The organism is Burkholderia sp. Ac-20365 (genome assembly GCF_017104715.1).
Classification (GTDB): domain Bacteria; phylum Pseudomonadota; class Gammaproteobacteria; order Burkholderiales; family Burkholderiaceae; genus Paraburkholderia.
Genome location: NZ_JAAGPI010000068.1, coordinates 1 through 18,844 on the forward strand (window position 1 = coordinate 1; position 18,844 = coordinate 18,844).

Below are 18,844 nucleotides of genomic sequence, written 5' to 3' on the forward strand. Positions count from 1 at the left end.
ACGTACGCGCATCTGGCAAGGCTGCGCTATGAGGGCGGCTACACGAGCTATATCGAGGTGCTCGATGCCGAGCGCAGTCTGTTCAACGCGCAGTTGAGCGAGACGCAGACGCAGGCGGGCGTGCTGGTGTCGTATGTGAACCTGTACAAGGCGATGGGCGGCGGCTGGGTCGTCACGGCCGAAGGGCTGACGACGCAGTCGGCGCAGACGCAACAACCCGGCGGCGATGCCGCTGCGCAGAGTGCGAAATGAGCAACACGTCCTCGACATTGCACGCCAACGCCGACATGTGAGGCAACCGCAATGAGCCGCCCGCCCGAGCTACCCGATGCCGTCTCCGCACCGCGCAAACGCGGGCGCATCCAGTGGATCTGGCTGGTGCCCATCGTCGCCGTGCTGGTCGGCATCTGGCTCGCGGTGCAGGCGGTACTGGCGCAAGGACCGACCATTACGATCAGCTTCAAGACGGGGGAAGGTCTCGAAGCAGGCAAAACAAAGATCAAGTTCAAGGACGTCGACATCGGCGTCGTGAAGAAGGTCGCGTTGTCGAAGGACTTCAAGCGCGTGATCGCCACCGCCGAACTCACGCGCGACGCCAGCGACATGCTCGTCGACGACACGCGCTTCTGGGTCGTGCGGCCGCGCATCGCGGGCGGCACTGTATCGGGCATCAGCACGCTGCTGTCGGGCGCGTTCATCGGCATGGACATCGGTCATGCGAAACAGGAGCGGCGCGACTACACCGGGCTCGAAGTACCGCCTGTGTTTGCGAGCGACGTGCCCGGCCGCGAGTTCGTGCTGAAGGCAACCGACCTCGGTTCCGTCGACGTCGGCACGCCCGTCTATTTCAGGCGCCTGCAGGTCGGTCAGGTCACCTCGTTCGAACTCGACAAGGATGGCAGCGGCATCACGCTGCACGTATTTATCAATGCGCCGTACGACCGCTACGTGAACAGCGATTCGCGCTTCTGGCAGGCGGGCGGCATCGACGTCACGCTCGGCACGGAAGGCGTGCAGGTCAACACGCAATCGGTGGTGTCGATCCTCGTCGGCGGTCTTGCATTCGAGACGCCCACTGATTCCCTCAGCCGGCCCGAATCGGGCGCGCTTGCGACCTTCCCGCTCTTCAACACGCGCGCGGAAGCGATGAAGCGGCGCGACACCATCGTCGAGACATTCGCTTTCAACTTCCAGGGCTCGGTGCGCGGCCTCGTCGTGGGCGCGCCCGTCGATTTTCGCGGTATCACGGTCGGCGAGGTATCGGCGATCTATACGCGCTTCGATCCCGGCACCAAACAGATCAGCATCCCCGTCGAGGTCAAGATCTATCCAGAACGCTTCACGTCGCGTTATGCATCGGAGCCGCGCGGCGGCCGCCTCGGCAACGACCCGCACGCGCTGGCAGATTTCCTCGTCGACCGCGGCCTGCGCGGGCAGCTCAAGACGGGCAGTCTGATCACGGGTCAGCTGTATATTGCGCTCGACTTCTTCCCGAACGCGGCGAAAGCGCAGGTCGACTGGAACCGCACGCCGCCTGAACTGCCGACCACGCCGAGCGGTCTGCAATCGCTGCAGGAATCGATCAACCGGATCGTCGCGCGATTCGACAGCCTGCCGCTCGAACAGATCGGCAAGAACGCGCAGCAGACGCTCGCGAGCACCGCGCAACTGATGCGCAATCTCAACACGCAAGTCGTGCCGCAAGCGAAGAGCGCGCTGTCCGCGGCGCAGGCCACGCTCGATTCCGCGAATACCGCGCTGCAGCCCGACTCGGCCTTGCAGCAGGACACGAGCGATGCCGTTCGAGAACTCGCGCGCACGGCGGCATCGTTCCGCGCGCTGTCGGACTACCTGCAGCGGCATCCCGAAGCGCTTCTGCGTGGCAAGCCCGAAGACGGAAAGTGACGTAGATGCGGTGTGTCGCCCGCATTGCATGAAGGATGTAACGTAAAACGCAGCATGACGCCCGGGCGGCTAAAACGCGCGACGCTGCGACGTGTTTGCCTCACACTGAGCCTAAAGCTTGCCTATGCTATTGGCAGAAGGCTGGACCCGTCCCCGACACTGCGCAATCGATAGCAACATCCTTTGAGCATGTGGCCTATCCATCTCCACCGAAAGCCGGGAATTCTGCCAGGTCAATGCTGCGCCGTGTGGGCAATCGTCCTGCTGGCGTCGTTGCCCGTTGCAGCGCGCGCTCAAGGCACGCCGCCTCCGTTGTCGGACAATACGGTGATCGGCGGCAACGTCAAGGCACATGCCGACGCCGTGCTCGCCATCATGACCTACACGACGGTGCCAGATGTCACGACCAGTTCGCTGTCGATCAATAGCGCGGCGACCGGCAACCCGGGTTTCGGCCAGACGCAGCTAGGCGGCGGCTTCACGCTCAGCAGGACGTTTCCGCTCTATCTGGAAGGCACGCTGGCCTATAGCCGCTACGATCCCACCTTCGTCGCGACGGACGGCTCGCAGCAGCGGCCATTGCCGACCCGCTGGAACACGGCAAGCGGCACCGTCGGCATCGGCTGGGATTTCCGCATCACCAACGAACTGGTTTTCCGGCCGATACTGAACGGTACGCTCGGCCGCGTGGCAAGCGACCTGCGCATCGCGCAATCGCTCGTCAATCATGTCAAGGACACGAACCTGCAGTTCCTGCAGGACGGCACGCTCGACGCGTACGGCTACGGCGGATCGCTGATGCTCGACTACGAGCACTATCGCGACACGCATGAGATCGACGTCGAATTACGTGCGACTGATATTCACTTGCAAAGCTTCGGCGGATCGTCCGATGCCGTGCGAGGTTCGGCCAACGCGCAGCAGATCAGCGTATGGGCGCGATGGCGCGCACCGACGGGCCTTCATATGCTCGACCGTCCGCTGCGATACGTGCTCGAAACCGCCTACTCGCACTACTTCGGCGACAGTGCAGGTGTGCTTGGCTTCAATCATCTGACGTCGCTGGGCGTCGGGCTCGAACTCGACAGCAGCCGGTACCCGGTCGTCATCACCCGCACGCGGCTGATGGTGCGCTACGTGTTCGGACGCAATGTACAAGGCGTTTCATTCGGATTCGCAATCAGCCTCTAGACGCGCGTCACAACACGCGAGCGCGACGCGCGCAATGAACGTATCGCTTCCACTGCGGCACCGCGCGTCGATCGCGTTCAGAACTTCTCTGCCACGTAGCGGGTCGGCCGGTCGGGTTGCCGGTAACCTTCGGACTTTTGACGCTTGGGCAACTTGACCTTGGGTCTCGGCATCGTCTTGTACGGAATGCTGTCGAGCAGATGCGAGATCAGGTTCAGGCGCGCGCGCTTCTTGTCGTCGGAGCGCACCACATGCCAAGGCGCCTGGTCGGTATCCGTGGCGGCGAACATGTCGTCACGCGCACGCGAGTAGTCGTACCAGCGGCTGTACGACAGCAGATCCATCGGCGAGAGCTTCCAGATCTTGCGCTCGTCGGTGATGCGCGCTTCCAGTCTGCGCGTCTGCTCTTCTTCGCTGACTTCGAGCCAGTACTTCAGGAAGATGATTCCCGACTGGATGATCGCGTGCTCGATCAGCGGCACGGCCTTGAAGAAGTTCTGCACCTGCTCATCGTTGCAAAAGCCCATCACGCGCTCGACGCCCGCGCGGTTATACCAGCTTCTGTCGAAGAGGATGACCTCACCCGCCGCAGGCAGATGCGGCAGATAGCGCTGGATATACATCTGCGACTTTTCGCGGTCGGTCGGCGCGGGCAGCGCGACCACGCGGAAAATGCGTGGGCTCACGCGCTCCGTGATCGCCTTGATCGTGCCGCCCTTGCCCGCGCCGTCGCGTCCCTCGAACACCACGCAGACTTTCGCGCCGGTTTGCACGACCCACTCCTGGAGCTTCACCAGTTCGATATGAAGCGACTTCAGTTCCTTTTCGTACTGCCTGTTCTTCATGCGCCCCATCGATTTCGCGCTTTCCTGCACACCATTCGATGATTTGCTGCGCGCGCTGCTTTTTTCGTTTCTCAGTTCAGGCATCGCTCGTCTCCCGTAATCGCCGCGTTGGTCTGGCTCACGGTCCCGTGCCGTGCAGGGACCGCGTCCGCTTCAGGTTTCGTCCCGCTCGGGCACGACCTGAACCGTCAGCGTGCGGCTTTTCCAGAACATGTTGTGAATGCGCGGCTGCAGATTGCGCAGCACATGCGCGCCGACGTCATTGAAGCCGACCACGACGGCCGGACGTTCCCCTGTCCCTTCGACGCGCCGTATCGTATCGAACGGCGGAAAGCCGTAGTGGCACAGGAACGTTTTGATTTCCTCGTCGCTCGTTTCGTCATCGACATTGCCCACCCAAAGCTCGGCCATAACGACGTTCTCCTCATCGAAAACTGCTGATTGAACCCGACACATAACCGATATACCGGTCCCTGCAGACAGTCTATGACTTTCCGCGCGCGATGTCGGATTCATGAAAACATTTGAAAACGTTGCGATGCGCTTTGCGCAATACCGGATGTGATCGGCGCAATAACTGAAACGGCTCGCGTCAAGGCGACGAAGCCGGCTTCACGTTTTCCGGCTTTTTCGCGTCGTCGTGCGCCTGTGCGGAATCGTCTTCCTTCTTCGCTTCGCGCGCCTTTTGCTCGGCCTTGCGCTGTGCGTCCTGCATCGGCTTCATGGCGGACGGTTGCGCAACCGCTTCGCGCGACGGTGCGAGAGAAGCGGCCATGCAAGCGGCCGCAGTCAATGACAGCAGATAGAACTTCAGCATGGCGCGCCTCCCCTTTCGCCGACGGGCGACAGATCTTCTTCGATCTTAGATAGCGCGCATCGCCGCGTCGATATGCAATCCCCCTGGCGGCAGATCCGAGCGTCGAAAACGGACCATCGCAAAGGCGCGCATCTGCGGCGGCACGCCGGGAACGCGCACGAAGTGAAACTCGATATCGTTGCCGCGCGTCGTATCGCCTTCCTGCACGACGTTCATCATGTCGATGCGGATGTGGCGGTTGCGGATATAGACGTAATCGGCCGGCTTGCCGAGCACTTCGCAAACGCCTTCCAGCTCGTGCTCGACGACATCCGTCGGCACTCTGAGCGCGGCGAGGCTCTCGGCGTTCTGCGCGATCTGCGTCTGCACGTGCGCGAGCTCGTGCGCCTCGACGGTCACGCCGCCGCCTGCGACAGCCGACATCCCCGTGCCCCGCCGATGCATCAGCGCGACGCGTTCCTGCATCAGCTCGCGCCCGCGCGCAAGCCGCGCGGCGCGTGTGGCGGCCAGCATCGACAGGCCCTCGAGCGCCAGCTGATCGATCAGCCTGCGCTCGATCTCCTCGCGCAGCGACGTTTCCGTGCGCCCGCAGATTCGCACGCGATGATCGCTGAAACTGAGCGTCGTCTGCTGGACGTCGTGGTGCAGCGTGTCGCCGTCCAGCGCGACACCTAGCACATGCCGCTCGAACAGCGCCATGCCGAGCGTGCCGTGAAGATCGACGGCATCGGGATTGGCGTCGAAGAACGCGCGCACCTCCTGCGAGCGGCCGAAGATATCGGCGATATCGTCGGGTGTCGCGAAGAACGCGCGCAGGCTCGGGTTGCCCGCCCATGCGTCGGCGCTCGCATCGAGCGTGGCGGGCAGCGACGCCATCAGTTCATCCGCGTACTGGAGCGTGGCGGCGACGGGTTGCCTCAGACGTCGCCGGTAGCCGCTCGCAACCGCAATGCGCGGATGAATCGCGACGATGCGCTCGATCGCCTCGTCGATACGCGCGGCCGCCATCGGCGGTTCGGACGCCCGATCGCGATGAAATAGCCGGCTCAGAAAGCTCATTGCCGCGATTCTCCCGGGAAGGATGCACAGGTCAGGACAGCATCGGTCGCAATTCAGCATACCGCATGAAAAATGCGCCGCGCGAACTCTCTACGTTGAGCGCGGCTAACGGACGCACAACGGGACGCACAACGGGACGCACAACGGACGCAGCACGAAAGCAGCTTTCAGGCATCCGCAATCTGTCTGAACACATCGAAGCGCGCGAACGGCGGCAGCAGTTCTTCCTCGTCCATCGAGTCGACGAGTGCCGCCGGCATCCCTTCGGCCATCCAGTCGCACATCTCGCCCACTGCGTGCGGTGCGCCCTGAACCAGCGCCTCGACCGATCCGTCCATGCGGTTGCGCACCCATCCCGTCACGTCAAGCGACTGCGCGTGCCGCACGCACGCGGCGCGATATCCGACGCCCTGCACCGTGCCGTACACGCGCACCAGCACCGTCCTGATGACGCCGTGAAAGTGCTCTGTCATCCGAACTCTCCTCCGACAAATGCGAGTGCTCGCAGAGCCAGTCTGCATGCGGGTTTGCGATAGACCGATTCAATTTGCATCGCTCACCCCGCCGACCTGTAATGAGGCATGGCAATGCCACCTGTCGACGGTGATTCATCACACGGTCGACGACGCGCGGCTGGACCGGCCATCACCTGACAATCCGAACACAACGACTAGTGAGGGTATCGTGAGAACCATGCCGATGTGGATTGCCGTGCTTGCCGCTTTCGTGACGATCGCCGCGCGCGCCGCCGACATCACGGGCGCAGGCAGCACCTTCGCCGCGCCGATCTACAACGCCTGGGCCGACGGCTACAAGCGATCCGGCGGCGGCAGCGTGCATTATCGAAGCGTCGGTTCGACGGAAGGCGTCAAGCAGATTCTCGCAAAACAGGTCGACTTCGCCGGCTCCGACGCGCCGCTGACGGAAAGCGAACTCAGCAAGAGCGGTCTCGTCCAGTTTCCGACCGTGATAGGCGGCGTGGTGCCCGTCGTCAATATCCCCGGCATCAAGCCGGGCGAACTGACGCTGTCGGGCGAAGTGCTCAGCGCCATCTATCTCGGCAAGATCACGAACTGGAAAGATCCCGCCATCGTCGCACTGAACCCGAACGTGACCTTGCCCGATCTGGCGATTGCCGTGATACGCCGCGCCGACGGTTCGGGCACGACGCTGATCTGGACGCACTATCTGTCGCAGGTCAGCGCCGAGTGGAAGAAAAAGGTGGGCGAAGGCACGACCGTGCGCTGGCCGCGCGGCATCGGCGGCAAGGGCAATGAAGGCGTCGCCACATACGTGCGCTATCTGCCAGGTACGATCGGCTATGTCGCATGGGACTTCACCAAGCAGAACCATATTGCCTATACGGCGATGAAGAATGCTTCAGGTGCTTCCGTTCAGCCGGGCCCCGACACGTTCAGCGCGGCTGCACTCGGCGCCGACTGGACGGGCTCGCTGGTTCGTATCCTCACCAACGAACCGGGCAAGGACGCATGGCCCGTAATGGGCGCGACCTTCGTGCTGATGCCTGTCATGCAGGACAGACTCGACCACGCGAAGGAAGCACTCAGCTTCTTCGAATGGGCTTTCGCGAACGGGCATCGCACGGCGCAGGATCTCGACTACATTCCGTTGCCTGCGCCCGTTATCGAAGAGATACGCACGCAATTGCATACGCGTGTCAAGGATGCATCGGGCAAACCGATCGCTGCGCAATAGTCGATGCATCTTGCGTCATTTGAATGCATGCAGCATGGCTTTTTTGCACTGCGATGCGGCGGTTCGCGACGTCGCGCAATCTTCATAAAAAAGCGCTTGCTGCACTGCGCAACCTCGCCTATACCAATAGAGCTTCGGCGACGAAGCACCGCTTAAGGCGGTCATCAAGCGACTTCAACGTGTCACACATCCGACCGGCCGCGATGCACATCATCGCGGCCGCGCTATTCGTACGGGGGATCATTCAATGGCGAACGAGATCGTTCAATTGCGCGATTACAACGTCAGGAAGGGCGAGAGCTCCATTTCCGGCTTGTCTTCGGGCGCATTCATGACGGTGCAACTACACCTTGCGCATTCGGCCAGTTTCGCGGGCGTCGGCGTGATTGCGGGCGGGCCGTTCCGCTGCTCCGAATCGTTTCGCGGCGCGGCGCCGCTCGCTGAAGATGCGTATGTGCAAAGCGCCGAATATATCTGCATGAGCCCGCTCACGCCGCAGACGGGACCCAGCGCGCCGCGTCTCGCGCAACTCGCGCACGACACCGCGCAGGCGGGTGCAATCGATCCGCTGTCGAATCTCAAGGGCGACCGCATCTATCTGTTCACGGGCTCGCGCGATACCGTCGTGTATTCGGAAGTGGTGAAATGCACGCATCGCTTCTATGAGCTGCTCGGCGTCGCGTCCGACGACATCCTGTTCGACGACACCGTGCCCGCCGGCCATTCGATCGTCACCGACAATCCCGAAGATTCGTTGCTCGACACCAATCAGCCGCCGTATATCAACCAGGGCGGCTTCATGCAGTCGCACCGGATCCTGCATCACATCTACGACGATCTGAAGCCAGCCGCGACGCAGACGAGCGGCCGTCTGCTGCGTTTCGATCAAAGCGAATTCTTCGGCGGCGAAGCGCGCGCAAGCATGGGGCAATTCGGCTATGCGTACGTGCCGCGCGCCGTGGAAGAAGGCGCGCCAGCGCGCGTGCATGTCGTGCTGCACGGCTGCAAGCAGGGCTACAGCTACGTGAACTACGTGTACGGCCGCGCCGACGTGGCGAACCAGCCGCCCTACGGCAACCGCTACATCACGACGACGGGCTACAACGAACTCGCCGACAGCAACGACATCATCGTGCTGTATCCACAGGCGACGGGCGCGGACGGCGGCGGGCTGCAAAACCCGGACGGCTGCTGGGACTGGTGGGGCTACACGAGCGACGACCCGGAGCAGCCCGACTACTATTCGCGCAACGCGATCCAGATCAAGGCGCTGCACGGCATGCTGAGCCGGCTCGGCGGCTGACCTCTACCCTTACCTGACGAGCCTGACATGAACGAAATGACCATCATGCCCGAGCCGGTTGATCAAACGGTCGAAGCGAAAACGGCGGCGGCTGCATCGGCGGCTGTCACGGCTGCGGCGGCGCTGCAGAAAACCGCGCCCGCTGCGCGCGCCGCTGCCGTGCAGGACACGCTGAAATTGCCTGTCCTGCTCAGCGGCTGGGCCGCGCGTTCGGCGACCAGCAGTATCGATACGGCGCGCCTCTTCGCATTCGGCCTCGACCTGCACACGTGGGGCGAGCTGTATCAGATGCAGCAGGCTGTCGTCGAGCGCCTGACGCTGCAGCAGCAAACGTGGCTGCAAGGCTGGGCCGCATGGAACCGCGAGCGCGCCGAGATTCGCGGCGCGAACACGGTGACGAAACTGGTCGAGCAGGAATTCAATCTGCTCGCGCAGATCGGCCAGCTGCTGATCGATCAGTCGACCAACCTGATCGCGCTGCAGGAAAACATCGAAGTGTCATACGCGTTCTGGCTCAATCAGAAGCTGGGCGCACTCTCTTCGACAGCGGGCGTCCAGACGCCGGTTGCCGCAGTCGCCCGCACGTAGTCGCCGAAATCGCGCGGTTGCCGTCCGAGCGCGCGCAGCACGCCGTCCTGTACGGACGCATTGCGTCCGTCGAGCACTTCCGTGAACAGATAGCGGATCAGGCCGATGACGTCAGGCGGCAGCTGCGCGGCTTCGAGCGCGGCGACATATTCATCCATCGTGACGCGCGTGAAGCGGATGGGCCGGCCGGTGGCGCTGGCGATCTGCGCGACGGCGTCGGCGAAAGTCCATAGTCGCGGGCCCGTCAGTTCGTATAGCTGGCCTGCGTGGCCTTCGTCGGTGAGCGCGGCGGCAGCGACGTCGGCGATATCGTCGGCATCGACGAACGGCTCGCCGATAGCGCCAACAGGCAGCGCCAGTTCGCCCGCAAGAACCGGTTCGAGAAAATGCGCCTCGCTGAAGTTCTGAGCGAACCAGCTTGCACGCAGCAAGGTCCACTCGACGCCCGCGTTGCGCACGATATCTTCGCAATGTTGCGCTTCCATCTCGCCACGTCCCGACAGCAGTACGAGCCGGCGCACGCCGCATTGCACGGCGAGATCGGTGAACGCCTGGATATCGTCGGCCGCGCCTTCGACGGCGAGATCCGGGAAATAGCTGATGTAGACGCCCTGCACGCCTTCGAGCGCTGCGGCCCAGGTCGAGCGGTCCGCCCAGTCGAACGATGGCGTGCCCGAGCGCGAGCCATGTCGTACATCGACGCCGCGCGCCGCCAGCCGTTGCGCCACGCGCCGCCCTGTCTTGCCCGTGCTGCCCAGCACGAGAATCGTGTCTGCTTTCATGAGATCCCCTCTGTCTGAAGGCCGCAACGTGCGGCGACCGTGAATCCAGAATAGCGATGCGATTCTGGACGGACAATGATCCGGAATCTGCTTTTATTGATTATTCGTCCAGACACTTGGACGGGTTCTGTCTGCGATCTACACTTGCTCCATGAACGAACTGCCCGCATCCGGTGATCCGCTTGGCGAAGCGCTGCACTTTCTGCGCATGAGCGGCACCTTCTATTGCCGCTCGGAATTCACCGCGCCCTGGGCGCTCGATCTGCCGCCGTTCGAGCGTTCGCTGATGTTCCATGTGGTGACGTCAGGCGAATGTCTGCTCGAAGTCGAAGGCGGCGAACGCTGCGTGCTGCGACCGGGCGATCTCGCGCTCGTGCCGCACGGTCAGGGGCATCGGCTGATGAGCGCGGCGGGTGTTCCCGCAGGAAAGCTGTTCGAACTGCCGCGCGAAGCCATCAGCAATCGCTACGAGATTCTTCGTCATGGACAAGGCGGTGCGCCGACCACGATGATCTGTGCGCTGGTGCGCTTCGATCATCCTGCCGCGCAACGGCTGATCGGCATGCTGCCGAAGCTGATTCGCGTCGACACGTGGCAGTCGCCGGAAATGGAGTGGATTCAGAGCACGCTGCGTTTTATCGCGGCGGAAGCGCAGCAATTGAACGCGGGCGGCGAAACCGTCATCACGCGCCTTGCCGATATCCTCGTGATTCAGGCCGTGCGCGCGTGGATCGCGCATGCGCCTGCCGCGCAGACGGGCTGGCTCGGCGCATTGCGCGACAAGCAGATTGGCCGCGCCATCGCGATGATTCATCGCGATCCGGCGAGCAACTGGACGGTGGCGACACTCGCCGACAGCGTCGGCATGTCGCGCTCGGCGTTTTCGGCGCGCTTCACGCAACTGGTCGGCGAGCCGGCGATGCGTTACGCCGTGCGCTGGAAAATGGAAGCCGCACTCACGCAATTGCAGGAAACGGATGCGCCGCTCATCGAGCTTGCGACGCGTCTCGGCTATGACTCGGATGCCGCGTTCAGCCGTGCGTTCAAGCGGATTGTCGGTGTTTCACCGGGTGCGGCGCGGCGTAATGCGCGTGCGTGCGTCGACGAGGCGGCGACGGTATCGTTGAGCTGAAGCTCACGACTGCTTCAACGTCGGTGGACTCATCTTGGCCAGATCGATCGTGCTCGCGCCGTGTGTCGGCGCGGATTTGTCGACAGGCTTCGTCACGTTGGCGCCGAGACCCGTGCCGTCCGATTTGCGCCGCGCGGCATGCCGTTCGATGATCCGTTGCAGCAGACAGAACGCGCACAGCAACGCGCCGATCACGATGCGCGTCCACCATGAACTGAGCGTGCCATCGAAGGTGATCAACGTCTGGATCGTGCCGAGAATGCCGACGCCGAACACCGAGCCGATCACATAACCGACACCACCCGTCAGCAGCGTGCCGCCGATCACGGTCGCGGCGATCGCATCGAGTTCCATGCCTTGCGCCTGCAAGCCGTAACCCGACAGCACATACAGTGTGAACACGAAGCCACCGAGTGCCGAACAAAAGCCGCTCAATGCATACACGCCGATGCGCGTACGCGCGACCGGCAAGCCCATCAGCAACGCCGAGCGTTCGTTACCGCCTAGCGCATATACGTTGCGCCCGAAGCGCGTGAAGTGCGCGACGAAGATCGCCACGGCCAGCGTCAGCAGCGCGATCAACGCACCCGACGTCAACGATCCACCGCCGACAGGCACGCTAAAACCCGCCATCTTATGGAAGGTGGATTCGTTGATCGTGATCGACTGCGTGGTGATCAGAAAGCACGCGCCGCGCGCGAGGAACATCCCCGCCAGCGTGACGATGAACGGCTGCAAGCGGAAGAAGTGAATCAGCGCGCCCATCGCCGCGCCGTACAGCGTGCCGAACGCGAGCACCAGCGGCGCGATCAGCCACACGGGCCAATGCAGGCGCTCGGCGCAGATCGCGCAGAGAATGGTCGTCAGCGCGACCACGGAACCGACCGACAGATCGATGCCGCCCGACACGATCACGAACGTCATGCCGATCGCGACGATCAGCAGGAACGCATTGTCGACGAGCAGTCCGAGCAGCACCTGCAACGAGAAGAAGCCCGTGTACATCACCGAGCCGAAGCCGAACAGCACCGCGAACAGCACGACGGTGACGACGATAGGCAGCGTACGCGGATCGAGCAGCCGGCCGAGCATATTGTTCATTGTGGAGTCCCGGAAAGCGGTTTCGTCTTCACGAAGGCAAACGCTCGCAGCACCTGGCGCACGAGCAACGCGCGCGCAACGCTCGACTGGATCACGCTGACGAACAGCACGACGATCGCCTTCACGACGAGCGTCGCTTCGGGCGGCACGCCGATCGAGTACGTGGTGTACGTGAGCGTCTGGATGATCAGCGCGCCGAGCACCGTGCCCGCGAGACTGAAGCGACCGCCGAGCAGCGATGTGCCGCCTAGCGTGACGGCGAGAATCGCATCGAGTTCCAGCAGCAAGCCGGCGTTGTTGCCGTCCGCGCTGCGCACGTTCGAACTGGCGAGAATGCCGGCAATAGCCGCCGTCAAACCGGAGAACACATACACGCTGAACACGATCGCGCTCGAGCGCAGGCCGACGAGACGCGTTGCCACCGGGTTCACGCCGATTGCCCGGATGAAAAGCCCGAGCGCTGTCCGGTTGACCAGCAGCGCGGTCGCCGCTGTCACACCAATTGCGATCCACACCGAGCACGGCACCGTCGCGAGATAGCCGCCGCCGAACACCAGATAGCCTTTCGCGCCGATGGGAATGATCTGCCCGCCCGTCAGCAGTTGCGCGACGCCGCGCCCCGCCACCATCAGGATCAGCGTGGCGATGATCGGCTGCATGCCGACGAATGCGACCAGCATGCCGTTCCAGATGCCCGCCAGCACGCCGACGGCGAGCGCCGCGCCTAATGCTGTGCCAACACGTGTCGGATCATCGGCAAGAACGACAGCCGCCGCCGCGCCTGCAATCGCGACGATCGCGCCGACGGAAATATCGATGCCCCGCGTCGCGATCACGAGCGTCATGCCGAGCGACACGATCACAAGCGGCGCAGCGCGATTGAGAATGTCGATAGGCGCGCCGAAAAGATGTCCATCGAGCAATGAGACCGACAGAAAATTCGCGCGATGAATCACATCGATCGCGAACAGCACGACGAGCGTCAACACGGGCCACACCAGTTGATGCCGCAGCACCGCCTGAATCTGCTTCATTCGCTGCCTCCCGCGATCAGCCGGTAGACCTGATCTTCCGATACCGCACTGCCCGTCACATCGGCGATCTTGCGACGGTCGCGCAGCACGGCGATGCGATGGCTCACGCGCACCACCTCGCCCACTTCGGACGAAATGAACAGAATCGCGAGACCTTTCGAACACAGCGCAAGCACGCGATCCATGATTTCGAACTTCGCGGCGACGTCGATGCCGCGCGTCGGTTCGTCGAGTATCAGCATTTTCGGCTCGGTGGCGAGCCACCGTGCGAGCACGACTTTCTGCTGGTTGCCGCCCGACAGAAGACCAATCGGTTGTTCGGCGTCGTGCGCCTTGATGCCGAGCCGCTCGATGTAGGTATCGGCGATTTCGCGCTGCTTCTTGCGGCCGATTACGCGCAGCCAGCCGCGCCGTGCCTGCAGCGCGAGAATGATGTTTTCGCGGATCGACAGCGTGGAGATGATGCCTTCCTTCTTGCGATCTTCCGGGCAATAACCGATGCCCTGCCGCACCGCGTCGTGCGGCGAGCTAAGCTTCACGTTTTTGCCATCGACGCTGATCGTGCCCGCGTCCGCCTTGTCGACGCCGAATAACAATCGCGCCGTTTCCGTACGGCCTGAGCCGAGCAAGCCTGCAAGTCCAAGTATCTGCCCCGGCTGCACGTCGAGATCGATGGGATTCATCACGCCGCGCCGTGCGACGCCTTGCATCGACAGGAATGGCGCAGCGCCTGCACGCTGCTGAGGCGTTTCGGGCGCGCCGCCTTTCAGGCGCTCCGTCATCCGGTTATGGCCGACCATCTTCGCGACGAGTTGCTCGACAGGCAGATCTTTCGCGAGATATTCGCCCTCGCGCTCGCCGTTGCGCATCACGGTGATGCGGTCCGAAATCGCGTACGTCTGTTCGAGAAAGTGCGTGACGAACAGGATCGCGATGCCCGCCTGTTTCAGGTTACGCAATACGTCGAACAGGCGCGCGACCTCGCCGTCATCGAGACTCGAGGTCGGTTCATCGAGAATCAGCACGCGCGCTTTCACCGACATCGCGCGCGCAATCGCCACCATCTGCTGCACGGCGATCGGATACGCGTCGAGCGACTTGGTGACGTCGAGCGATACGTTCAGTTCGGCAAGCGCTTCATTCGAGCGCGCGTGGATCGCTTTCCAGTCGATTGCGCCGCGCCGCTTCGGCTGCCGGCCCGCGAAGATGTTCTCCGCCACAGAGAGATTCGGGCACAGGTTGATTTCCTGGTACAACGTCTGGATGCCCGCGGCTTCCGCTTCGAGCGGCGTGGCGAAGCGCACGGTTTCGCCCGCGAGGCGGATCTCGCCCGCATCCTGCTCGTGCACGCCTGTGAGCACATTGATGAGCGTCGATTTGCCGGCGCCGTTCTGGCCCATCAACGAATGGATTTCGCCGGGAAAAAGACGGAAGTCGACGCCCGACAGCGCCTTCACGCCGGGAAACGTCTTGCTGATGCCGATGGTTTCGAGTAGCGGTTGTGCGGCCATAGAGATGACGCAAGCAGTGTGACGCGACTACGTTTCATGAAAATCCGGCGCGCCTGTTTGCAAGGCACGCCGGACGCACGCATCAATACTTGCGTTGCGGCAGGATCTGCGCAGCGACGTTCATCGGGAACACGGTTTCGTTGGTCACGATGCGCTTGGGCAACTGCTTGCCCGCGACCACGTCCTTCACGGCCGTCATCAGTTGCGGCCCGAGCAGCGGGCTGCATTCCACATCGACGTTGATCTTGCCCGCGATCATCGCTTCGAAGCCGCCCTTGGTCGCATCGAACGATACGACGCTCACGTCCTTGCCGGGTTTGATGCCCGCTTCTTCCATCGCCTGGATCGCGCCGAGCGCCATGTCGTCGTTATGCGCGTAGACCACGTTGATCTGCTTGCCGTAGGTCTTCGCGAAGGCTTCCATCACCTGCTTGCCGCCCGCGAGCGTGAAGTCGCCGCTCTGCGACGCGATGATCTTGAACTTCGGGTCGTTCTTGATCACTTCGATCAGGCCGGCGTGCCGGTCGTTGGCAGGCGCCGAACCGACCGTGCCCTGAAGCTCGGCGATATTGATCGGGCCGGGTTCGTTCTTGTAGCGCTCTTCGAGCCACTTACCCGCGCGGCGGCCTTCTTCGAGGAAGTCCGAACCGATCATCGTGACGTACAGCGAGGTGTCTTTCACGTCGATCGAACGGTCGGTGAGAATCACGGGGATTTTTGCGTTCTTAGCTTCCGTCAACACAGGTTCCCAGCCGGACTCGACGACAGGCGAGAACGCGATCACATCGACCTTCTGCGCAATGAACGAGCGGATCGCCTTGATCTGGTTTTCCTGCTTCTGCTGTGCATCCGAGAACTTCAGATTGATGCCGGCGTCCTTCGCCGACGATTTGACTGAAACGGTATTCGCCGTGCGCCATGCGCTTTCGGCGCCGACCTGCGAGAAACCCAAGGTGATCTGCTTGTCCCCGGCAAAGCTGTTGACGCTCGCGGCAACGGTGAGCGCCGCTCCGACGAGCATGCCGGCGATCAGACGCGTGGCGACTTTCATGTTGTGTCTCCGATGTGGTTGTTTTCCAGGCGCGGCTTCCCGTACGCGACGACGGCCATGACGCGACGACGAACGCTTGGCGCCAACTCTTGCTGCAAAACCTGCAACTGACAGTCAATCTGGAATCATCGATACATCGTCCGGACGGCCTCCGGAACGGATGCGCGCTCGTGGCGGGCACCTTGCGCGCTGCGCTTGCCCTGGACATTGCCGGGGCTGCGTTCGCGTGTCTGACTTTTACTTATAGCCAAACTATATGTTCGCTGCCGCGTGCTTTCGATTAGCGTTTTCCCGACGTTTGCACAGGAAAAGCTAAGGCTATTCGCGGCGGCGTTTGCGCACGAATGCCCTGCTTTCCCACGTTTTAGGCAGATATGAAAAAACTGACCGGAGTCTGGCGGCCCGCTGGATCGGGCGGTGAATTGGCGGGGCGCAATCGGATCGCTGGCAATTATAGTAATACTATAAAGCGTCCGATTGGCTGTTGAGACGCGCCGCGAACAGCGGCGCGTTCAGGTCAATCGAAGTCGAACATATCGAACAGCGACTTCTTCTTGCGGCGCGGATCGTACTGCTTGCGATGATCGTCGCCATACTTGTCGTGGCTTCGTCCCCACTCCTGCTCGCGCCGGCTGTCATGGCCACCGTGGTGCGCGTCGCGGGAACCCTGATTGTTTCTGCCCTGCGGCTCGGGCTCGTCCTGCATCTGGCTCAGCAGCTTGTCCAGTTCGCCGCGATCTAGCCATATGCCGCGGCACGTCGGACAGTAATCGATCTCGATATTCTGGCGTTCCGTCATCAACAGATCGGGCGTCTTGCAAACGGGGCACTTCATTGCATTGCTCCTTTCATGACATCACTAACGTTCATACCATTGCGTCGTCCGGTCCGGGGCAACGTTCGAGGCTGCCCCGATGCCGGCCCGATTCACCTTGCTCAGTTCGGAACAGCCGGATCTTGCGTGTGCGGCTTGCCGTCGGACTTCGTTTCCAGCGCTGCCGCCTTATGCTCGCGCTTGTCCTTCCTGCGGCGCGCCAGCATGTTCATGCCTTCGACGAAGCCGGCAAAAGCCATCGCCGCGTAGATGTAGCCCTTCGGCACGTGCGAACCGAAACCTTCGGCAAGCAGCGTCATCCCGATCACTAGCAGGAAGCTCAGTGCGAGCGTGACGATGGTCGGATTGCGCTCGATGAACTTCGACAGCGGGCGTGCCGCGAACAGCATCGCCGTGACGGCAGCAATCACCGCAATGAACATGATGGGCAGATGCTCCGTCATGCCGACCGCCGTGATGATGCTGTCGACGGAAAACACGAGGTCGAGCACCAGGATCTGGCCGATCGCAGCCGTCACGGTCATACCGGCAACGCCCATCGCGGAGTTCGTCGTCGACTCGGCGTCGCGGCTGACGTGGTGATGCATTTCACGCGTTGCCTTCCACACGAGGAACAGACCGCCCGCGATCAGAATCAGGTCGCGCCACGAGAACGCGTGATCGAACACCGAAAACACGGGCGTGGTGAGTTGCGCAATCCACGCGACGGTACCGAGCAGGCCCAGCCGCATCACCAGTGCCAGCATGATGCCAATGCGCTGCGTGCGCGCGCGCTGTGCTTCTGGAAGCTTGTTGGTCAGGATCGAGATGAAGATCAGGTTGTCGATGCCGAGCACGACTTCCATCACGACGAGCGTCACGAGTGCGGCCCATGCTGCGGGATCGGCGGCGAGGATCAGTAAGGAATCCATGTGCGAGCGGTGTTGTCCGGTTGAGGAAAAAAACGGCTGATTACTGGGTCACAGCCTGTGGAAAGCATGATCGCCTGGCTGCTGAATCGGAAAAACCAGTGATAAGCTGACAGTTAGTTCGGTTTTTACGAAGTGAGGCTGAAGCATGATCAACTACCGGCACTTGCACTATTTCTGGGTTGTCGTGAAGGAAGGCGGGTTCGCGCGCGCCGCCGAGCGCCTCGACATGGCTGTGCAAACCATCAGTGCGCAGGTGCGCGAACTGGAAAAATCGCTGGGACATCAGTTGCTGAAGCCGGCGGGACGCGGCGTTGCGATGACGGAAGCGGGACAGGCAGCGTTTGCGCGGGCCGAAGAAATCTTTCAGCTTGGACGGGCGTTGCACGACGAAGTTCGCGAGGCGGCAAGCGGAACCGTTGCGCGTTTTGCGGTGGGCCTGACGGACGGCATTTCGAAGCTTGCCGTACACGCGATTCTCGCTGGCGTGCTGGATACGCCCTCGCTGCGGCTGCTGTGTCATGAAGGCGATGCGGAAGAACTGCTGGCCGAACTCGCGCATCACCATCTCGATCTCGTGCTGTCCAGCCAGCCTGCGCCGCACAACTCGAATCTGCGCCTTTCCAGCGAGCGCCTGATCGCCTCGCCGATCGACTGGTACGGGCCGGCGTCGATCGTACGCAAGACGCATGTCGACCATTTTCCGCAGTGTCTTGCGTCGCTCCCCGTGCTGCTGCCCACCGGGCACTCGTCGCTGCGCTCGCGGCTCGACCGCTGGTTCGAAGCGGAAGGTATCCGGCCCCGCATTGCCGGCGAGTTCGAAGATAGCGCGCTGATGGCGCTGTTTGCATCGCGCGGCATGGGTGTGTTTCCGCTCGCGGCGTTCGGCGCGGAGCGCAACGACCCGATGCATCGCGGCTTGCGCTGGCTCGGCCGCTCGCCGGACGTGAAGGAGGAAATTCATGCAATCGTGTCGCGGCGTGGTCGGCATCATCCATTGACACAGAAAGTGCTCGGCGCAGCAGATGCATGACCGCGCAACGGGCGCAAATCGATAGTTCGGTTT

General features: G+C 62.5%; 20 protein-coding genes. 8 read left to right on the forward strand and 12 right to left on the reverse strand.

What is annotated here, in order from left to right:
- The 3 genes from G3O01_RS43385 to G3O01_RS43395 form a co-directional block, all read left to right on the forward strand.
- On the forward strand, positions 1 to 252 hold a 252-nt coding region (locus G3O01_RS43385), incomplete at its 5' end, for a TolC family protein (protein WP_205813642.1).
- Between the two features lie 51 nt (positions 253 to 303).
- Positions 304 to 1,905 (forward strand): MlaD family protein, encoded by a 1,602-nt coding sequence (locus G3O01_RS43390; protein WP_205813643.1) that lies wholly within the window; start codon positions 304 to 306, stop codon positions 1,903 to 1,905.
- Positions 1,906 to 2,160: 255 nt separating this feature from the next.
- Entirely contained in the window at positions 2,161 to 3,096 is a 936-nt protein-coding gene (locus tag G3O01_RS43395) for a hypothetical protein (protein WP_205813673.1), read from the forward strand.
- A 77-nt stretch (positions 3,097 to 3,173) separates the two neighbouring features.
- On the opposite strand, the gene ppk2 is transcribed toward G3O01_RS43395, so the two are convergent.
- The 5 genes from ppk2 to G3O01_RS43420 form a co-directional block, all read right to left on the reverse strand.
- Entirely contained in the window at positions 3,174 to 4,025 is an 852-nt protein-coding gene (ppk2, locus tag G3O01_RS43400; RefSeq protein ID WP_205813644.1) for a polyphosphate kinase 2, read from the reverse strand.
- A gap of 69 nt (positions 4,026 to 4,094) precedes the next feature.
- Positions 4,095 to 4,352: an RNA-binding protein gene (locus tag G3O01_RS43405; protein ID WP_205813645.1), complete on the reverse strand. Its 258-nt coding sequence runs from the start codon at positions 4,350 to 4,352 to the stop codon at positions 4,095 to 4,097.
- 181 nt (positions 4,353 to 4,533) lie between these two features.
- Positions 4,534 to 4,758 (reverse strand): hypothetical protein, encoded by a 225-nt coding sequence (locus G3O01_RS43410; protein ID WP_205813646.1) that lies wholly within the window; start codon positions 4,756 to 4,758, stop codon positions 4,534 to 4,536.
- Positions 4,759 to 4,803: 45 nt separating this feature from the next.
- On the reverse strand, positions 4,804 to 5,817 hold the full coding sequence (locus G3O01_RS43415) for a hypothetical protein (RefSeq protein WP_205813647.1): 1,014 nt from the start codon (positions 5,815 to 5,817) through the stop codon (positions 4,804 to 4,806).
- Between the two features lie 167 nt (positions 5,818 to 5,984).
- Positions 5,985 to 6,290, reverse strand: coding sequence for an acylphosphatase (locus tag G3O01_RS43420; protein WP_205813648.1), 306 nt, complete (start codon positions 6,288 to 6,290; stop codon positions 5,985 to 5,987).
- Positions 6,291 to 6,510: 220 nt separating this feature from the next.
- On the opposite strand from G3O01_RS43420, the gene pstS reads away from it, so the two are divergent.
- The 3 genes from pstS (at position 6,511) to G3O01_RS43435 (ending at position 9,424) form a co-directional block, all read left to right on the forward strand.
- On the forward strand, positions 6,511 to 7,533 hold the full coding sequence (pstS, locus tag G3O01_RS43425; RefSeq protein ID WP_205813649.1) for a phosphate ABC transporter substrate-binding protein PstS: 1,023 nt from the start codon (positions 6,511 to 6,513) through the stop codon (positions 7,531 to 7,533).
- A 247-nt stretch (positions 7,534 to 7,780) separates the two neighbouring features.
- Positions 7,781 to 8,836 carry a poly(3-hydroxybutyrate) depolymerase gene (locus G3O01_RS43430; protein ID WP_205813650.1) on the forward strand — a complete coding sequence of 352 codons (1,056 nt, stop codon included), beginning with the start codon at positions 7,781 to 7,783 and terminating at the stop codon, positions 8,834 to 8,836.
- Between the two features lie 27 nt (positions 8,837 to 8,863).
- Entirely contained in the window at positions 8,864 to 9,424 is a 561-nt protein-coding gene (locus G3O01_RS43435; RefSeq protein ID WP_205813651.1) for a hypothetical protein, read from the forward strand.
- Here the strand turns inward: G3O01_RS43435 and G3O01_RS43440 are convergent.
- Entirely contained in the window at positions 9,355 to 10,206 is an 852-nt protein-coding gene (locus G3O01_RS43440; protein WP_205813652.1) for an NAD(P)H-binding protein, read from the reverse strand. The two genes, G3O01_RS43435 and G3O01_RS43440, sit on opposite strands and share 70 nt — an antisense overlap.
- A gap of 151 nt (positions 10,207 to 10,357) precedes the next feature.
- Here G3O01_RS43440 and G3O01_RS43445 point away from each other — a divergent pair, with 151 nt between their 5' ends.
- Positions 10,358 to 11,338 carry an AraC family transcriptional regulator gene (locus tag G3O01_RS43445; RefSeq protein ID WP_205813653.1) on the forward strand — a complete coding sequence of 327 codons (981 nt, stop codon included), beginning with the start codon at positions 10,358 to 10,360 and terminating at the stop codon, positions 11,336 to 11,338.
- A gap of 3 nt (positions 11,339 to 11,341) precedes the next feature.
- Here G3O01_RS43445 and yjfF read toward each other — a convergent pair whose 3' ends face one another.
- The 6 genes from yjfF to G3O01_RS43475 all read right to left on the reverse strand — a co-directional run bounded on the left by yjfF (position 11,342) and on the right by G3O01_RS43475 (position 17,781).
- Complete coding sequence (gene yjfF, locus G3O01_RS43450) at positions 11,342 to 12,439, reverse strand: galactofuranose ABC transporter, permease protein YjfF (RefSeq protein ID WP_205813654.1); 1,098 nt, start codon at positions 12,437 to 12,439, stop codon at positions 11,342 to 11,344.
- Complete coding sequence (locus G3O01_RS43455) at positions 12,436 to 13,473, reverse strand: ABC transporter permease (RefSeq protein WP_205813655.1); 1,038 nt, start codon at positions 13,471 to 13,473, stop codon at positions 12,436 to 12,438. The genes yjfF and G3O01_RS43455 overlap by 4 nt, the downstream gene beginning before the upstream one ends.
- Positions 13,470 to 14,984 (reverse strand): sugar ABC transporter ATP-binding protein, encoded by a 1,515-nt coding sequence (locus G3O01_RS43460; protein WP_205813656.1) that lies wholly within the window; start codon positions 14,982 to 14,984, stop codon positions 13,470 to 13,472. Before G3O01_RS43460 ends, G3O01_RS43455 begins: the two co-directional genes overlap by 4 nt.
- An 82-nt stretch (positions 14,985 to 15,066) precedes the next feature.
- Complete coding sequence (locus G3O01_RS43465; protein ID WP_241024762.1) at positions 15,067 to 16,005, reverse strand: ABC transporter substrate-binding protein; 939 nt, start codon at positions 16,003 to 16,005, stop codon at positions 15,067 to 15,069.
- Between the two features lie 547 nt (positions 16,006 to 16,552).
- Positions 16,553 to 16,870, reverse strand: coding sequence for a zf-TFIIB domain-containing protein (locus tag G3O01_RS43470; protein WP_205813658.1), 318 nt, complete (start codon positions 16,868 to 16,870; stop codon positions 16,553 to 16,555).
- Between the two features lie 101 nt (positions 16,871 to 16,971).
- A complete protein-coding gene (locus G3O01_RS43475) occupies positions 16,972 to 17,781 on the reverse strand; it encodes a TerC family protein (protein WP_205813659.1) in 810 nt (269 codons plus the stop codon).
- Between the two features lie 145 nt (positions 17,782 to 17,926).
- On the opposite strand from G3O01_RS43475, the gene G3O01_RS43480 reads away from it, so the two are divergent.
- Complete coding sequence (locus tag G3O01_RS43480) at positions 17,927 to 18,811, forward strand: LysR substrate-binding domain-containing protein (RefSeq protein ID WP_205813660.1); 885 nt, start codon at positions 17,927 to 17,929, stop codon at positions 18,809 to 18,811.
- Positions 18,812 to 18,844: the final 33 nt, after the last annotated feature.

Excerpts from the sequence above, each read along its gene's own strand:
- G3O01_RS43390 (WP_205813643.1), top strand. The coding sequence starts at position 304 with ATGAGCCGCCCGCCCGAGCTACCCGATGCCGTCTCCGCACCGCGCAAA.
- ppk2 (WP_205813644.1), bottom strand. The coding sequence starts at position 4,025 with ATGCCTGAACTGAGAAACGAAAAAAGCAGCGCGCGCAGCAAATCATCG.
- G3O01_RS43405 (WP_205813645.1), bottom strand. The coding sequence starts at position 4,352 with ATGGCCGAGCTTTGGGTGGGCAATGTCGATGACGAAACGAGCGACGAG.
- G3O01_RS43410 (WP_205813646.1), bottom strand. The coding sequence starts at position 4,758 with ATGCTGAAGTTCTATCTGCTGTCATTGACTGCGGCCGCTTGCATGGCC.
- G3O01_RS43415 (WP_205813647.1), bottom strand. The coding sequence starts at position 5,817 with ATGAGCTTTCTGAGCCGGCTATTTCATCGCGATCGGGCGTCCGAACCG.
- G3O01_RS43420 (WP_205813648.1), bottom strand. The coding sequence starts at position 6,290 with ATGACAGAGCACTTTCACGGCGTCATCAGGACGGTGCTGGTGCGCGTG.
- pstS (WP_205813649.1), top strand. The coding sequence starts at position 6,511 with ATGCCGATGTGGATTGCCGTGCTTGCCGCTTTCGTGACGATCGCCGCG.
- G3O01_RS43430 (WP_205813650.1), top strand. The coding sequence starts at position 7,781 with ATGGCGAACGAGATCGTTCAATTGCGCGATTACAACGTCAGGAAGGGC.
- G3O01_RS43435 (WP_205813651.1), top strand. The coding sequence starts at position 8,864 with ATGAACGAAATGACCATCATGCCCGAGCCGGTTGATCAAACGGTCGAA.
- G3O01_RS43440 (WP_205813652.1), bottom strand. The coding sequence starts at position 10,206 with ATGAAAGCAGACACGATTCTCGTGCTGGGCAGCACGGGCAAGACAGGG.
- G3O01_RS43445 (WP_205813653.1), top strand. The coding sequence starts at position 10,358 with ATGAACGAACTGCCCGCATCCGGTGATCCGCTTGGCGAAGCGCTGCAC.
- yjfF (WP_205813654.1), bottom strand. The coding sequence starts at position 12,439 with ATGAACAATATGCTCGGCCGGCTGCTCGATCCGCGTACGCTGCCTATC.
- G3O01_RS43455 (WP_205813655.1), bottom strand. The coding sequence starts at position 13,473 with ATGAAGCAGATTCAGGCGGTGCTGCGGCATCAACTGGTGTGGCCCGTG.
- G3O01_RS43460 (WP_205813656.1), bottom strand. The coding sequence starts at position 14,984 with ATGGCCGCACAACCGCTACTCGAAACCATCGGCATCAGCAAGACGTTT.
- G3O01_RS43465 (WP_241024762.1), bottom strand. The coding sequence starts at position 16,005 with ATGCTCGTCGGAGCGGCGCTCACCGTTGCCGCGAGCGTCAACAGCTTT.
- G3O01_RS43470 (WP_205813658.1), bottom strand. The coding sequence starts at position 16,870 with ATGAAGTGCCCCGTTTGCAAGACGCCCGATCTGTTGATGACGGAACGC.
- G3O01_RS43475 (WP_205813659.1), bottom strand. The coding sequence starts at position 17,781 with ATGGATTCCTTACTGATCCTCGCCGCCGATCCCGCAGCATGGGCCGCA.
- G3O01_RS43480 (WP_205813660.1), top strand. The coding sequence starts at position 17,927 with ATGATCAACTACCGGCACTTGCACTATTTCTGGGTTGTCGTGAAGGAA.